The 14,453-nt window shown below is 68.2% G+C and carries 17 protein-coding genes and 1 tRNA gene; 8 read left to right on the top strand and 10 right to left on the bottom strand.

The features are described 5' to 3' along the window. Nucleotides 1-65: 65 nt before the first annotated feature. Nucleotides 66-473, bottom strand: a complete 408-nt coding sequence (locus tag KBX08_RS23470) for a nitroreductase family deazaflavin-dependent oxidoreductase (RefSeq protein WP_210785550.1) — start codon at nucleotides 471-473, stop codon at nucleotides 66-68. A 116-nt stretch (nucleotides 474-589) separates the two neighbouring features. On the opposite strand from KBX08_RS23470, the gene KBX08_RS23465 reads away from it, so the two are divergent. Beyond that, a complete protein-coding gene (locus KBX08_RS23465) occupies nucleotides 590-1,174 on the top strand; it encodes a hypothetical protein (RefSeq protein WP_210785549.1) in 585 nt (194 codons plus the stop codon). Nucleotides 1,175-1,686: 512 nt separating this feature from the next. Here the strand turns inward: KBX08_RS23465 and KBX08_RS23460 are convergent. From KBX08_RS23460 to KBX08_RS23455, 3 genes are all read right to left on the bottom strand, one after another. Beyond that, nucleotides 1,687-1,995, bottom strand: a complete 309-nt coding sequence (locus tag KBX08_RS23460; RefSeq protein ID WP_210785548.1) for a hypothetical protein — start codon at nucleotides 1,993-1,995, stop codon at nucleotides 1,687-1,689. After that, a complete protein-coding gene (locus tag KBX08_RS33985; protein WP_307850618.1) occupies nucleotides 1,992-2,171 on the bottom strand; it encodes a hypothetical protein in 180 nt (59 codons plus the stop codon). Before KBX08_RS33985 ends, KBX08_RS23460 begins: the two co-directional genes overlap by 4 nt. Nucleotides 2,172-2,505: 334 nt before the next feature. Then, entirely contained in the window at nucleotides 2,506-3,717 is a 1,212-nt protein-coding gene (locus KBX08_RS23455; RefSeq protein WP_210785547.1) for a transcriptional regulator, read from the bottom strand. A 158-nt stretch (nucleotides 3,718-3,875) separates the two neighbouring features. On the opposite strand from KBX08_RS23455, the gene KBX08_RS23450 reads away from it, so the two are divergent. The 3 genes from KBX08_RS23450 (at nucleotide 3,876) to KBX08_RS23440 (ending at nucleotide 7,176) form a co-directional block, all read left to right on the top strand. Then, nucleotides 3,876-4,370, top strand: a complete 495-nt coding sequence (locus KBX08_RS23450; RefSeq protein WP_210785546.1) for an SMI1/KNR4 family protein — start codon at nucleotides 3,876-3,878, stop codon at nucleotides 4,368-4,370. Between the two features lie 369 nt (nucleotides 4,371-4,739). Continuing rightward, a complete protein-coding gene (locus tag KBX08_RS23445) occupies nucleotides 4,740-6,749 on the top strand; it encodes a hypothetical protein (protein ID WP_210785545.1) in 2,010 nt (669 codons plus the stop codon). A gap of 31 nt (nucleotides 6,750-6,780) precedes the next feature. Then, on the top strand, nucleotides 6,781-7,176 hold the full coding sequence (locus KBX08_RS23440; protein WP_210785544.1) for a hypothetical protein: 396 nt from the start codon (nucleotides 6,781-6,783) through the stop codon (nucleotides 7,174-7,176). Nucleotides 7,177-7,289: 113 nt separating this feature from the next. Here the strand turns inward: KBX08_RS23440 and KBX08_RS23435 are convergent, their stop codons facing one another. The 4 genes from KBX08_RS23435 to KBX08_RS23420 all read right to left on the bottom strand — a co-directional run bounded on the left by KBX08_RS23435 (nucleotide 7,290) and on the right by KBX08_RS23420 (nucleotide 10,509). Then, a complete protein-coding gene (locus tag KBX08_RS23435; protein ID WP_210785543.1) occupies nucleotides 7,290-7,706 on the bottom strand; it encodes a hypothetical protein in 417 nt (138 codons plus the stop codon). 386 nt (nucleotides 7,707-8,092) lie between these two features. Next, complete coding sequence (locus tag KBX08_RS23430) at nucleotides 8,093-8,977, bottom strand: hypothetical protein (RefSeq protein WP_210785542.1); 885 nt, start codon at nucleotides 8,975-8,977, stop codon at nucleotides 8,093-8,095. Between the two features lie 759 nt (nucleotides 8,978-9,736). Then, a tRNA-Val gene (locus KBX08_RS23425) sits at nucleotides 9,737-9,808 on the bottom strand. A 50-nt stretch (nucleotides 9,809-9,858) separates the two neighbouring features. Beyond that, nucleotides 9,859-10,509 (bottom strand): TIGR02611 family protein, encoded by a 651-nt coding sequence (locus tag KBX08_RS23420; RefSeq protein WP_374101966.1) that lies wholly within the window; start codon nucleotides 10,507-10,509, stop codon nucleotides 9,859-9,861. Nucleotides 10,510-10,803: 294 nt separating this feature from the next. Between KBX08_RS23420 and KBX08_RS23415 the strand changes: the two genes are divergently transcribed. Continuing rightward, nucleotides 10,804-11,235: an SsgA family sporulation/cell division regulator gene (locus tag KBX08_RS23415; protein WP_007457244.1), complete on the top strand. Its 432-nt coding sequence runs from the start codon at nucleotides 10,804-10,806 to the stop codon at nucleotides 11,233-11,235. Between the two features lie 113 nt (nucleotides 11,236-11,348). Here the strand turns inward: KBX08_RS23415 and KBX08_RS23410 are convergent, their stop codons facing one another. Beyond that, nucleotides 11,349-12,125: a glucose 1-dehydrogenase gene (locus KBX08_RS23410; protein ID WP_210785540.1), complete on the bottom strand. Its 777-nt coding sequence runs from the start codon at nucleotides 12,123-12,125 to the stop codon at nucleotides 11,349-11,351. A gap of 202 nt (nucleotides 12,126-12,327) precedes the next feature. On the opposite strand from KBX08_RS23410, the gene KBX08_RS23405 reads away from it, so the two are divergent. Beyond that, on the top strand, nucleotides 12,328-13,320 hold the full coding sequence (locus KBX08_RS23405) for a helix-turn-helix transcriptional regulator (protein WP_210785539.1): 993 nt from the start codon (nucleotides 12,328-12,330) through the stop codon (nucleotides 13,318-13,320). A gap of 7 nt (nucleotides 13,321-13,327) precedes the next feature. Beyond that, nucleotides 13,328-13,783: an Rrf2 family transcriptional regulator gene (locus KBX08_RS23400; protein WP_210785538.1), complete on the top strand. Its 456-nt coding sequence runs from the start codon at nucleotides 13,328-13,330 to the stop codon at nucleotides 13,781-13,783. Nucleotides 13,784-13,922: 139 nt separating this feature from the next. Here the strand turns inward: KBX08_RS23400 and KBX08_RS33980 are convergent, their stop codons facing one another. Beyond that, on the bottom strand, nucleotides 13,923-14,093 hold the full coding sequence (locus KBX08_RS33980; RefSeq protein ID WP_247669924.1) for a hypothetical protein: 171 nt from the start codon (nucleotides 14,091-14,093) through the stop codon (nucleotides 13,923-13,925). Nucleotides 14,094-14,256: 163 nt separating this feature from the next. On the opposite strand from KBX08_RS33980, the gene KBX08_RS23390 reads away from it, so the two are divergent. Next, nucleotides 14,257-14,436: a DUF4236 domain-containing protein gene (locus KBX08_RS23390; RefSeq protein WP_210785537.1), complete on the top strand. Its 180-nt coding sequence runs from the start codon at nucleotides 14,257-14,259 to the stop codon at nucleotides 14,434-14,436. Nucleotides 14,437-14,453: the final 17 nt, after the last annotated feature.

Genomic DNA, 14,453 nt, shown 5'->3' with positions numbered 1-14,453 from the left:
TGGGCGAGATCGTTCACGCCATGCGGGCGAGCGCGCCGCGGGTGCACCGACGTGACGTCGAGTGCCTACCGCGCGGGTTCCAGTACGACGACTGGGATCTGGCGGGTGGTCTTCCGCTCGTAGTCGGCGAAGCCTGGATACGCGGCCTTCTGCGCGCTCCAGATCCGTTCCCGTTCGTCCCCGGCGGCCACTCTGGCGACCAACTCGACCTTGTCCGTACCGATCTCCGCCTGGGCCTTGGGGTTAGCGAGCAGGTTGTAGTACCAGTCGGGATTGCTGGGCGCACCGCCCTTGGACGCGAACACGGCATAGCCGCCGTCCACCTTCTGGTACATCATCGGGTTCACGCGGGGCTGGCCGCTCTTGGCGCCCACCGTGTGCAACAGCAGCAGCGGAGCGCCAGCGAACTGACCGCCGACCTGCCCACCGTTGTCGCGAAACTCAGCGATGATTTTGTCGTTCCAGTCGCTCATGCCTTCTCCTCGCCTCCGCGCACCGGCTCCGTCGACACGATTCTGACAGTCCCAGGCGCCCACTGCTTGCTTGCGCAGGCCGCAGTCGCCGCGTGCGCCGACGTAGAGTCTCGGCCGTGGGTGAGGGTCGCTTCGAGCGCTATGACCGGTACGAGCGGTCACTTGTGGACGTACTCAACGCTCTCAACCTCACAGCGCCGCTGGCACCTTCCGGCGACGAGCGTAACGACCCGCGGGCCCGGCGGCACTGGCAAAGCAGCGTGGCCCTGATGATCATGCGAAAGGCGGTACCGCCGCAGCCCGAGGAGTTGTTCGAACCGCTGATGCTCGCGGCCGTCTACGAACCTGACCCAAGTCACACTCAACGACACATCAGACCAGCGCTCGCCGTCTTCGGCCGCCGGCGCGTCCAGACCAGGCTGCTCGAACATCTCCGAACGGGAACCGACTACGAGATCATCGGTGCGGCTGACGCCTGGTACTGCACGTACCTGCGCGTCACGGGCAGCGACACCGGGGACGATCCATGCACCGACCTGCGGCACGCCTTCCAGGAGACCGGCCTGCGCATATTCCTGGCCAACGACCACCCGGGAGTTCGCGGCCGCCTCATCACCCTGCTGAACCTTCGTGCCGAAGAAAACCCACCAGAGCTGCGCCAACTGGTCTCCGACGTGCTCCGCACGGTGTTCCCGTCCTAGACCCAGACGGCGAGGACGCCCCGGGGCCTGGCCGCGTGATCGGTCACGCAGAGCGCGCGGCCGGGGCGTCGCTACAGGTAAGAAACCTCGGGGACAGGGTGACCGCGCCTGCCTCAATCAGCCGCCACGCGGCCGCCACGTCGCACAGAGCACTGGCATCCATCCACGGAGAAATCGCCTCCCGCCACAGGGCGCGCAAAACCATGAACCGAGCCAGCTGCGGAATATTCTCGCTGATCTCCGACCTAGCCCACCCCTCCGGGTCTTGGGCTCCAAGCTCCTTGAACCTCTCCGCCAGCGATAAAGCAGAGTCGCGGACATCCGGCGGCAAAGTCGCCAACCACTCACCCCACGTCGACCAGGAAGTCACCGCCTGATCATGCCCTTGGCTCGTCCGTCAACCAACCCCAGCGCTCGATGCCCCCTGAATGCTGTCAACGGAGGGCGTGCTCGAAATCGACCGCCTCGGTGTGAATTCTCGGCGAGCAGGTCGGCTCGGGCTTGATGCGAGGTCAGACGGCCTGCTGGCGCGCTTCTCGGTTCGATTCGGCCGGCACGGTTGCTGTACTTAGCTGCTGTACTGCTGGCACGGCTTGGTCGGCCTCCCTGGTCCATCCGAGGAACCGGCGGTGCAGCACGCCCGCCGGCGTCCAGGGCATGTCCTCGGTTGCCTGAACGAGGTAGGACCCGAGGTAGAGAGCCAGCGACACGGGGGCATCCGCATACTCCGCCCGCAGCTCGCGCTTCCGGGTCGCGCACGGCCAGGGCAGGCCGCAGCCACCGCAGCTCCAGATCGGCATGACCAGGCCGTGGACGGTCACCGCACACCCGCCAGGAAGCGAGCGGTGATCGCCCGTGCCTGCCGGCTGGGCGCCCGTTCGACCTGCCAGCACGGATACGACGTGAGCCGCGCCCACCACGTCCGGCAGCCACTGCACATGCCGTCCCGCCCTCGGACGTGGACCGCGATGATCGTTTTCTGCTGCCCGCTGCTCACTGCTCACCTTCCTGCGGCCAGTGGCCGCGACTGATCGGAATCCGGTGCCGGGCACGGCACGGCAGGTCGGCTCCGCAGCGGCAGATATGCCGCCAGTGTCGCCACGACCACACCGGCCGATGCCTGCGGGCGAGAGTCAGAGCGGTGGCCGAGAGGTACTCGTCATAAGAGACGCGCCGCACGGACCCTCCCTCGTTCGAGCACGAGGACGGCCTCCTGCCCTCGAAGCTGAGAGACGCGGCGACCAGGCGATACCCGCACCGCCCGCCGCATCCCGTGAGCAAGAAGCTACGGTGGGTCGCGGAGCGGAATGGGTAAGGTTTCTACCCCTGGATCACGAGAGCAGACCGACCTTGATCGCAAGGTCACGGGCGTCGTCACGAGTGGAACGTGGACCGTCGAGCAGGTCCAAGGTGATCTGGCGGGCGTACCCGTTGAAGCGGATCGTTTCCGGGGCCGACTCGTACGCCTGCCGGAGGGTCATCACGGCCGCTTCCTTGTCGTCTTTGCCGTAGTGCGCCCGCGCGACCTCGATGAGATGGCGTGCCCGGCGCGGCCTCGACGGGATCGCTGCGTAGTCATGACGGCGTGCCTGCCGCACTGCCTCCCCGGACTTCTGCAACTCCACCGCCACGGTCACCGCGTGGGCGCCCATGATGATCCGTGAGAACGACGACTGCGGCTGATAAAAGCTCTGCGGCAGGTGCTGCGCCACCTGGTCGGCACGATCCCAGTACCGCCAGGCCCGGCCTTCCTCACCAGCACGGGCGGCAGTGTAGGCAGCCTCGAAGTTCAGTGCACCCCAGAGCGCCAGCAGGTTCATGTTCCCGTCGGCTGTACGCGGCTCCAGCGCCGACAGTAGCTCCAGGGTCACCGCCATCGCGGTGTCCCAGTCACCGGCATCCCGATGCACCTGGCACAGGAACCACCCCGCGCCCGCGACCGCCTCCGGGTCGCCGGACTCCTGCGCCGCCACCATCGCTCGGTCCGCAACCCGCCACAACAACTCCGCGGCGGGTTGATAGGCAAGGAACATCTGCGTCAAACCGAACGTCTCCGCCAACAGGGCCTGAGCCTGCCGACGCTCATCACCCTCGTACGCCAACGCGGCGCGCTGCACGTCGCGCAGCAGCCCCGGCAACAACCCGCCCAGCACCGTACGGTGATCCGACGCCTGATGGCGTGCCCGCCATGCCGCCGCAAGCCGTTCCCTCAGGCTCGTCAACGACTCCGGGGAAGCCTCGTCCGAGATTGCGAAGCGGTTCACCGCGTCCCGGACCGAGGCCAGCGCCGGATGCTCCGGCCCGTTGACCACAGCAGACCGAGCGCTCAACTCCCCGACCAAGGCAGACACCTCGACCTTGAGGGCACGCGCGATGCGATCCAGCAGGTGAATGCACGGCGGCAGGATGCGATCGGTCTCCACTGCCTTGACCCACTCGGCGCTGCGCCCCACCAACCCTCCGAGCACCGCACGGGTCTTCCCGGACCGCTCCCGGTAGACCTTCAACCGCTGCCCGAAAGTCAACTCCGGCAAGGAATCCATCCCGGACCTCCTCGTAGCGCGCGACGCACCGTCGGCGCCCACGCCGCCGTGCCACCCAACGCTACCGGCCTGCCTGCCGCCTTAGAACCCCTCACACGCCGAACGCAACGGGGCTACCGGCACTTCAACACCGGACCCCAGCCGACTACCGTCGACCCGTGCTCGATCCCGCAACTGTCTTCGACGGCTCCGGCCCGCTGGAGGACCCGCTGACCGACGCGGTTCTGCGGACGGTGGAAGCGCAGCTTGGCTACCAGTTGCCCACCGCGTACGTCGACCTGGCCCGTCGACACAACGGCGGCTCATTCGCCCGTGATGCCCACCCCGCACCCAGCCGAACCTCCTGGGCTGATGACCACGTTGGCGTGTACACGTTGGCATCGGTCGGTCGAACTGCCGGGTTCAGCCTTTGTGGCGAGATCGGCAGCGCTTTCTGGGTGGCGGAATGGGGCTACCCCGACATCGGCATCTACATCGCCGACTGCCCGTCGGCGGGTCACGACATGATCGCCCTCGACTACCGCTCGCCCGGTGAGCCCGCCGTAGTGCACGTCGACCAGGAGTGGAACTACCAGATCACGGTCCTCGCCCCCGACTTCGAGACCTTCGTGATGGGTCTGGTCGACGAGTCCGAATACGACGTCGAGGACTGATCGCCGGTCCGCGTCGCTACAGCGGAGCCGGTCAGAAGGTCAGACGGCTTGCTGACGCGCTTCTCGGCTCGGTTCAGCTGGCACGCCGTCAACAGCGCCGCCGCACAGACCACACTCGACGACCTGCAACGCCGAATCGCAGGACCGGTCACGTAGACCAAAGCCGGCCACGTGGCAGTCGTACGCGTCCTGTTGGCCGGCTCGGGTACCAACCCCACGGGAACCGAGCGTTGAAAGAGCTACGCGACGACGTCCGGTCAACTGACCGCCGGCCACCGGCGCCCGCCTGTGACCGTGCGACAGTCGCAAACGCGTTTCTCCGATTGGCGTCCGCTGCGTAGCATCTCCGGCGATCAAGGGGGATGAACGGTGGGCGATTTCCAGCAGTTCGTGACGGATGTGACTTCGCGTCTGTCCACGATGTCCAGGGGTGAGTTGTACGCCGTCGGCGACGGTCTCGACCGGGACTCACTCTGGCTCGCCTTTCTCGACTCCTTCCCCGCCGGCACCAATCTGCGGTTCCGTGAGCGATCCGAGTACGACTGCTCGACCTGCCGCGGTTTCATCAAGCACTTCGGCAACGTCGTCGAGATCCACGACGGGCGGGTCCGTACCGTCTGGTCCGGGGTGTCGGCATCCGACCCGGTCTTCTCCGTCGTCGCCGCCGCTCTGGACGAGTTCGTTCTTTCGCTGCCGTTGTCCACCCTCTTTCGGTCCACTCAGGCGCAGTACGGGACGAAGACCACCCGGACGCTGCGCGACGGCCAGGTCGAGGTGTGGCACCACCTGCACGGCCGGGTGGAAGAGCGGCATCGCATCGAGGACGTCCGCGCGGCACAGGGCAACTTTGACGCCGCGGTGCAGGTCTTCCAGCGTGGCCTGGCCGAGCTGACCCGGCACGCTCTGGACACCGTCGTCGACCTCGTCGACGACAACGCCCTCTACCGCGGCGCGGAGCATCGCCGGGCGGTGACCGAGTTCCGCTCGCTGCAGAACTGGTGGACCCAGGCGACCGACCAACGTGCCTTCGTCTTCGCCAACGCCATGAACCCGGCGGCCCGGTTCCGCAACACGGTGATCGGCACCCTGGTCCAGGATCTCTCCGCGGGCGTCGACCTGGAGCAGGCGGTCCGGTCGTTCGAGGCGAAGGTGGCGCCGCAGAATTACCAGCGCCCCACGGCGTTGATCAGCCCGGGCATGGTCAAGGCCGCCATGAGGACCATTGCCGAGCTGGGCATCGAGGAGTCGTTGCAGCGACGGTTCGCCCAACTGTCCGACGTGTCGGTCACCAACGTGCTGTGGGTCGACAACGACACCCAGGCGCGGATGAAGGACGGCATCGAAGGGCTACTCATGCAGGCGGCCACCATCCGGTCGTCAGGTGCGCTCCTTCGCGACGCCAAGCCGGAGGAGATTCCCGTGGTCTCCTTCATGAAGGACATCCTGCCCGGCGCCGCCACCATCGACCTGTGGGTCGCCAACACCTACGAGCCGCACCTCGTCAGCCTCACCACCGGCCAGCACCCGGCTGCTCCGCGGTTGTTCAAGTGGGACAACGACTTCGGCTGGTCGTACGGCGGCAACGTCACCGACTCGATCAGGGAGAAGGTCAAGCGGGCCGGCGGCAACGTCACCGGCAAGCTGCGGGTGAGCCTGTCCTGGTTCAACCACGACGACCTGGACCTGCACGTGTACGAACCCAACGGCGACCACATCTGGTACCAGGAGAAGCGCAACAAGCTGGACGTCGACATGAACGCCAGCGGGCCGCTCTCTCGCGAACCGGTGGAGAACGTCACCTGGACCGACCGTGTCCCCGACGGTGAGTACCGGATCGAGGTGAACCAGTACCGCAAGCGGGACAGCACCCAGGTCGGCTTCGTGATCGAGACCGAGAGCAACGGGAAGATCGAGCATTACAGCCACGAGCGCGCGGTCGGCCACAAGGAGACCGTCGAGGTGGGCCGGATGACGGTTGCCGACGGGGTGATCACCGCTTTCCGGCCGGGTAAGGACGTGCATCCGGGCAGTGCGGGCAAGGAGTTGTGGGGCATCACCACCGAACAGTTCGTACCGGTGTCCACCATCATGTACTCGCCGAACTACTTCGATGACAACGAGGTCGGCAACCGGCACTACTTCTTCATCCTGAAGGGGTGCGTGAACGACCAGCCGACGCGGGGGATCTACAACGAGTTCCTCCGCAGCGACCTGCAACCGCACCGCAAGGTGTTCGAGGTTCTCGGCGACCGCACCAAGTGCGAGCCGTCTGCGGATCAGCTGTCCGGCCTCGGCTTCAGCTCCACGGTCCGCAGCTCTGTGGTCGCCAAGGTGACCATGACCGGCGGCCGGCGCCGCCTCATCAGCATCCAGTTCTGATTCCTTAACCAGATATTCCAGAGAGGCTACCGTGACCATTTTCGAGAAGGCCACACGGGAGAAGTTCCGCTATCCGTCGGTCAAGGGACTGCTGACCACGGAACAGCTGTGGGAGCTTCCGCTGACCGCCAGGTCCGGCTTCAGCCTCGATGATGTGGCCAAGGCGGTCAACGCGGAGCTCAAGGCCGTCGACACCGAGTCGTTCGTGGCCACCGAGGCCAATCCGGCCAAGGCAACCTTGGAAATCAAGCTGGAGGTCGTCAAGCACGTCATCGCCGTCCGCCTCGCGGAGGACCAGGCGGCGAAGGCAGCGGCGGCCAAGAAGCTGGAAAAGGAGAAGCTGCTGGCGGTCCTGGGCCGCAAGCAGGACGCGGTCCTGGAAAACCTCACCGAGGCAGACCTACTGGCCCGAATCAACAACCTGTAGCCCGCCGACAATCAGCGTCTGCCAGCAGGCCCGCACATCGCCGCCCAAAACTCGTCGGCGTCGTCGCCGTGCTGCTTACTTGCCAGCCGAGGCCGGCAGAAGCTGGATCCCCACTATGCGACGCCGGGGGTGGAGACACCGCTCCGAACCGCCTCGATGAAGCCATCAGGCGGCAGGTAGCGATGCTCTTCAACATAGTGGCCGATCAGCGCCGGTGCAGCGAAGTTCGTCCCGTCCGCTCCGGTGAGCCAGATCTCGCCGTTCCCGCGCGCAACATCGGGAGCTTCGTAGAGCCGAATGTCGGCCCGAATCACGCGCGGAGGCTCGACCGCCGCCTGGCAGAACTGGCAGTAGTGGTATCCACGCATGAGCCGTACTGGTCTGGCGCCGAGGCTCACCAACCGATCTCGAACGTCTCGCGGGCAGGCTCCTGCAGTGAAGGGCATGCTCGAATCCAGCCAACCAATGGCAATGGCGTCCGGGGAGCCCGGGTAGTAGTCATAGGGCGCCAGGTCCGGGATGTGCGTCACGCGTCGATCATCGCAGTCAGGGACGGGCACTCACCCCAGACGAGGGCATCGTCATGTCGCAGCTCGGCTCACATCCCCAGCCGATCGACGAGGTGATCGCCGGGCGGGTCGGCGGCCAGGACGTGGTGATCGGGGCGTATCAGGGCGGCACTCTGATGCTGTGAACGCCTCGGCCACGTCCGCCGGGGCCGGTTACTCAACGGGGCTGAGTCGGACGGTGGCGAAGGCCATCCCACGATCGCGCAGCAGCCGACCATTCGGCCCCACCTGGCGACCCACCCGCCCACTTAACTGGAGCCGCCTCCGTGACTGCCGGTGCTTAAGGACCCCTCGGCGCATCCATGGCCTCCGACGTGAGGAGACACAAGCCGTGGTGCCGACTATTTTCAACAGTTGATCCAGCGCGCTGGGCGCAGTCGGGAGCCGTTGATCGAGCCTACGACGAGGCCGTTATCGGCGATCCCCCAGCCGAAGGGGTCTTGGACACCGGGGATGGCGCCGCCCAGGGCGACGAGCCGGTCGCCGTGGTCGACGGCTCGGTCGCCGAGCACTGTGCCCCGACTGTTGACGTCCTGCGTCGATACCAGCGCCGGGTTCACAGCGGATGCCACGTCAGTCCGCAGGTCCCAGCGCACCAGGGTGCTGTCCCCGTCCTCACTGCCGGTGCCGATGCGACCAACTGCCCAGGTCCCCTGGGCCGCGGAGATCCCCGACCACCGGGCCCCGGGGGCGGTGAGCCGGTCCGTCCTCGCGTCGGGATGGCGTACCCAGCCGAAGCTGCCGGCGGTACCGATGATGGTGCCGTCGTCGAGGATCTCCCTCGCGCTAGCGTTGGACGGGGCGTCGATCACCTCGACGGTGCCCGGCCGGTCGGCGGGCCAGAGCAGCGGCAGGGACGTCTCGGTCTGCTCAACGGCGCCCTGGCCAACGATGTCGCCGCGTGAGTTGATCCCCAGCGCCAAGGTGTTGGAGACCGTCGGCAGGACGGGTAACCACTCCAGGCGCCCGTTGCGGTAGCGCCAGGGGCGGTAGACGTTGTCGACGAAGGCATTGCCGACGGCAACGCCGTACCGATTGATGCTCTCGACTTGCCCCGGCGCTCCTATGGTGACGACGGTGAGGCGGGGTTCGTCCCCCACCCCAGGCCCGGGTCGGCGCGGCGGCCCGGCCCAGAGCAGCAGTAGCGGCTGCGAATCTTCGTCATCGATTCGGTAGCCGATACCGGCGATGAACCGACCAGTCGGGTCGACCGCCAGAGCTCGACCATTCATGTCCGCTGGTAAGTGCAGTGGTCGGAGCGCGCAGACCGGGACGGGCCGGTGCTTCGGCTCGGCCGTGGCAACGCCGGGCAGGCCCAGCGTTGCGGTGAGGGCGCCAGCGGTCAGACTGACCAAGAAGCCGTCCCGAACAGTCCGGGTCATCTCTACTCCCAGTGAAGTGCGGTGGTGGTGTGCTTACCGAAGCACGTCGATGTCACCATCGGAAGTGCTGCCTACAGCTGGGCGGCGCCGATTTCCGACACCGCACAGCCCCGATGGTGCGGAAGCCGCCGTTGCATCGGGCTGTTGAGGTGGTGAGTCCGCATCGGGGCGCAGGATGACGCCGCGGCCACCGTCATCGCCGATCTCGCCGCGGAGAACGACGCCCTGCGCCGTCAGGCCACCGAAACAGCGTCGCGGACGATCGCCCCGCTACGGCGACTGCAGGCCAGCGCAACCTTCGCGGGCTGGGGCGGCCTACGCGACCTCGCAATGGGGACTGGCGAGTGGGCGGACCACCGGACCGGCGGCCATCACTCAGCCCGTGAGCCACGGCGCGGGGACACCCGCTCGTGAGGGTGGGCGTCGGTAGCGGTAGGACTTCTCCAGCCAGCAGGCCCGATCGGGACCGCACCCGGGTCACTCAACCGGGCAGGTCCATGGCGGCCCGAATCGAGAAGCAGCCGTGCTGCTGCCAATGTGAGGGCATATACCGCAAAGCCCGTTACCGATGACTCCGGTAACGGGCTTCTGACCTGCGCAATCTGAGAGTGGGCGATGCTGGTATCGAACCAGCGACCTCTTCGGTGTGAACGAAGCGCTCTCCCACTGAGCTAATCGCCCTCAGCGCCACTGACTCTACCCGATCGTGGAACCGGACCGGAAATCCGGGGTCAGTGGGTCGCGAGGTAGTGCATTGCCGCGGCTACCACGTCGATGCCGAGGCTGTACTTGAGGGACAGCCAGACCACCGTGGCCACGAAGACCAGGCCGACGGAGCCGAGCACGATTCGCACCAGCAGCGACTGTTTCGTTACCCAGCGTGTCCATCCGTGGACGTGGCGGCGGGTGAAGCCGAGCAGCCGGCGCGCCCAGTGGTATTCGACGGCCCAGATGCCCAGGCCGGCGATCACCAGCAGCCATCCCGGCCCGGGGAGCGGGATGAGGGCGATGCCGATGGTCACCACCAGCGCACCGGCGATGGTGATGAAGATCTTGAGTGCGATCCGGCCGGTGGGGTTGGCGCGGATGAGGTCGAGGGTCAGCGAGATCCGCTCACGCCAGCGGGGCCGACGCGGCCGCTCCTGCACGGCGACTCCGCCACCACGGCCGGCGTCGACGCCGGCACGGCCACCAACACCGGTGCCGCCACCACGACCAACGGCGGCGTCGCCACCACGACCGGCGCCATCATCACCGGGACGACCGGCGTCGGACGCCGGCCGACCGGCCCGTTCGGGCTGTTCCATCGGCACTCCGTACCCCCGCTTTTCGGCTGCTCGGACCGCGACTTTCGGCGGGCCGGGCGCCGCCGCCGGCTCCACTGAGGATTGCTTCGTCACCATTTCACCCCCCAGTGTCGCTCGGGCCCGTCACTGCAACGGCCGACTGGACGTTACCGGAGTAAGTCGACGACTGAGCCACCCGATACCGGGCGGGATCACGCACTGGGCAGAACCGGAAATCCTACATGAATGCTCACATTCACGCGGCCTTTCCGTCCCCCTTCCCACCACTGGGTGAAGTCAGCGTATGGCGGAGCGTAGCCAGGAGTAGCACCTGAGTATGGGAAAAGCGGGACACGCGCGTTCCGCAGCGGTGCCGGGGGGAGAACGTCCATGAGTGTCATCCGACCGACGACCGTAGAGGTCGAGACGTCGCTAAGGCTCGTCGCACCTGACGCCACCGCCTTGCCGGTGCGTGCCAGTCTGCGTTACGACCCTGCTGACCCGTATGCGGTCCATGTCCTGTTCCATGCCGAATCGGCAGGGGGCGAGGCGGTGAGTTGGTCGTTCGCTCGCGAACTTCTGGTCACCGGCCTGGACGAGCCGGCCGGCATTGGGGATGTGCGGGTCTGGCCCTGGGCCACACCGCGCGGCGACTTCGTCGCGCTGGCCCTCTCGTCACCGGACGGCAACGCCCTCTTCGAGGTGCCGCGCAGCGTCCTGGTGCGTTTCCTTCGACGGACCTACGTCGTCGTCCCGCGCGGCCGTGAGGCCGAGCACCTGGACGTCGACACGGCGGTGAACCGGCTGCTCGCCGGTCGCTGACCGCCCGAACCTGCAACACCGGCCATACCGGGGCCGCGCGGATCTGCCGAGTCCGCGCGGCCCCGGCACACACCCAGGGAGTACGCGGGCAGCGTTCCTGGGTCGGCCGGTGCTCAGCCGTGCGTGGTGATGCCGCCGTCGACGGGAATGACCGCCCCGGTGAGGTACGCGCCGGCGCGCGACGAGAGGTAGATGGCAGTGCCGGCCATGTCCTCGGGGCGCCCGATGCGGCCCAGCGGCACCTGCTGCTCGATGGCGGCCCGGCTCGCCGGGTCGTCGAGCGCGAACGCCATCATCTTGCTCTCGAACGGGCCGGGCGCGATCGCGTTGACGGTGATCTGCTCACCGGCGAGCTGGTGGGCGAGGCTGCGGGTGAGCATGTGCACGGCCGCCTTGGTGGCCGAGTACGCGTACACCTCCATCATCGGCACCCGGATGCCGTCGATCGACCCTATGTTGATCACGCGGGCCGGGTCGTCGGCGCTGGCGGCGGCGCGCAGCGCCGGCAGCAGCGCGGTGGTGAGCCGGAAGACGGCCTTGACGTTCACCGCCCAGAGCTTGTCGAACGCGGCCTCGGGGTAGTCCTCCAGCGGTGCGCCCCACGTCGCGCCGGCGTTGTTGACCAGCACGTCGAGGTGGCCGAAGCGCTCGCGTACGGCGGCGGCCAGCGACTCGGCGCCGGCGTCGTCGCTGAGGTCGGCGGGGATTGCCTCGCAGCGCCCCTCGGCGGACAGGGTGGTGGCGACCGCCTCGCAGACGTCCGCCTTGCGGGACGAGATGATCACGTGTGCGCCGGCCCGGACGAAGCCCTGGGCGATCATCAGCCCGATCCCCCGCGAGCCGCCGGTGACCAGAACCGTCTTACCTTCGACCGAGAACAGCTGCGTCATGCCCATCCCATCGCGAGTCGGCGGGTGCCGCCGGCCGGTCGGGTGGCCGGCGGATACCGGTGGATCGCCGACCGACGGCGCTACCGCCGGGTAACGTAGCCCGGCCGTCGGGACCGGGACAAGCCCACAGCTTGCCGCGGATTCCCGCTGCGAACGTCGATCGGGATGCGGTGACCTGCGGTTCGGGCTACCGTCGCAGGCGATGGTCTCCACCGATCCCTCCCCCGCGCCATCGATCGGAACGGCGTCTCCCGTCACCGACGAGATAGCCACGTTCGCGCTGGCCGATCTTGCCGGCGCCCCGGGCTGGCGTCGGCCGGTGATCGTCGAGCGCGAGCTGTTGATTCTCACCACGCGTGGGCACGGCGACGCGGAACTCGACTTTCATCTGCTGCCGTGCCGGCCCGGCACACTGCTGCGGGTCCGCCCCGGCCAGGTGCTGCGCTGCGCCGGCCCCCAGTTCGACGCCACAGTGGTCGCCTGGGATGCCGAGACGCTGCGCGGCTTCGACGTCGACCTGACCACGACAGCGACCTGGCGGCAGTTGGCCGGTGAGGACGAGGACGCGGTGATCAGCGAGGTGAGCCAGTTGGCGGTGGACTGCCGGCGGCACCCCGACGGCCCCATCGCCCGCGCGCTGCTCCGGCATCAACTGGCAGTGCTGCTGCTGCGGCTTGCCGTGGCCCACGACGACCGGTCACCGGCCCGCCCCGAGGACGAGACGTTCCACCGGTTCCGCCGCGAGGTGGAACACGGCTACCCGTACACCCGGCGGGTGGAGGACTACGCGGTCGAGCTCGGCTGCTCGGTACGGACCCTGACCCGGGCCTGCCTGGCCGTCACCGGTCGCAGCGCCAAACAGGTCATCGACGAGCGGGTCGCGCTGCAGGCCGGCCGGTTACTGGCCGCGACGGATCAGCCGATCGCCCAGATCGGCCGGCGGCTCGGCTTCTCCGAACCCACGAACTTCGGGCGCTTCTTCACCCGCGAGGTCGGCGTCAGCCCCGGCGCATTCCGGGCCGCCCGGGATCAACCGGTGGCCGGCCGGGTGGTCCGACCTCGACCGCCGGCCGAGTCGACGGGCGTCAACGGCGGCTGGTTCCGCCCCGGCACCCCGGGCGAACCCGCAAACGGCGGGCACGCCACGAGACCCGGGCCGCCCACCGGAGGGCCGGGCGGCACCGGGCGGGCATGATGGCACTGTGCAGATCTCCGCGCGCGGCGACTACGCGGTACGGGCGGCGTTGAGCCTCGCCACCGCGTACCCCTCGCTGCTGTCCACCCAGGCCATCGCCGCGGAGCAGGACATGCCCCGCAAGTTCCTGGAGGCGGTCCTGGCGGATCTGCGCCGGGCCGGCGTTGTCCGCGCCCAGCGCGGCGCCGAGGGCGGCTACACACTGGCCCGTCCACCACGCGAGGTGACCGTCGGCGCGGTGCTGCGCGCCGTCGAGGGCCCACTGGCCGGGGTACGCGGGCTGCGCCCCGAGGAGACCCGGTACGAGGGCTCGGCGGAGAACCTGCCCGGACTGTGGGTGGCGGTGCGCGCCGCCGTGCGGCGGGTCGTCGACGAGGTGAGCCTCGCCGAGATCGTCAGCGGTCGACTGCCCGCGCACGTCCGCAAGCTCACCGCGCTGCCCGACGCGTGGGAGCCGCGCTGACCTCGGGTCGGCTCACAGCGTCCACACCACCTCCTCGGTGTTGAGCCGGGGCAGCCGCCGCTCCCAGGCGTCCGGGCCGGGCGGCCCAGGTTGAGCATCAGCAGCGCCTCGTGCCGGCTACCGGGGACGAACTCGCGGGTCAACCCGCCGCGTCGAACCCGGCCATCGGGCCGGCGGCCAGCCCGGCGGCGCGTACGCCCACCAGCAGGTGACCGATCTGGAGGGTCGCGCTGAAGCGGGCCTGCCCGGCGCGGGACGGACTGTCGCTCAGCCAGTGGCGGACCTGCGTGTGGTCGCCGGCCGGGAGCACCCCGACCAGTGTTTACCGTGCCGCAGCACCTATCTGGTGGATAGAGATTGCGGTGCCCGGTGGACGACCGTCCAGGGCGGACAGCGAGAGGGTTTCAAAAGTTGTCGGTTCGGGCATGTTCGATCTCGACACGGCAGGGAACGGTGACGAGGGGAGACCTCCGATGGGCCTCATGTTTCGCAAGCGCAAGAAGTACGGTCCGATCATCCTGAACTTCACCGAGAACGGCTTCTCCTCGTGGAGCATCAAGATCGGTCGCTGGTCCTGGAACTCCAAGGCCCGTGCGCACCGGGTCGACCTGCCGGGTCCGCTGAGCTGGAAGCTGGACAAGTCCCGGTCGTAAGCATCCCGGGAGTCGAG

This window comes from Micromonospora sp. H61 (genome assembly GCF_018070325.1).
In the GTDB taxonomy this organism is placed as follows: domain Bacteria; phylum Actinomycetota; class Actinomycetes; order Mycobacteriales; family Micromonosporaceae; genus Micromonospora; species Micromonospora salmantinae.
Note: the sequence above shows the minus strand (reverse complement) of the source record. Positions and strands in the feature narration are given on the sequence as shown.

Bases quoted from the DNA above. Each gene is read 5' to 3' on its own strand.
- KBX08_RS23405 (WP_210785539.1), top strand. From the start codon at position 12,328: ATGGTCTCCACCGATCCCTCCCCCGCGCCATCGATCGGAACGGCGTCT.
- KBX08_RS23455 (WP_210785547.1), bottom strand. From the start codon at position 3,717: ATGGATTCCTTGCCGGAGTTGACTTTCGGGCAGCGGTTGAAGGTCTAC.
- KBX08_RS23470 (WP_210785550.1), bottom strand. From the start codon at position 473: ATGAGCGACTGGAACGACAAAATCATCGCTGAGTTTCGCGACAACGGT.
- KBX08_RS23410 (WP_210785540.1), bottom strand. From the start codon at position 12,125: ATGACGCAGCTGTTCTCGGTCGAAGGTAAGACGGTTCTGGTCACCGGC.
- KBX08_RS23430 (WP_210785542.1), bottom strand. From the start codon at position 8,977: ATGAATGGTCGAGCTCTGGCGGTCGACCCGACTGGTCGGTTCATCGCC.
- KBX08_RS23390 (WP_210785537.1), top strand. From the start codon at position 14,257: ATGGGCCTCATGTTTCGCAAGCGCAAGAAGTACGGTCCGATCATCCTG.
- KBX08_RS23415 (WP_007457244.1), top strand. From the start codon at position 10,804: ATGAGTGTCATCCGACCGACGACCGTAGAGGTCGAGACGTCGCTAAGG.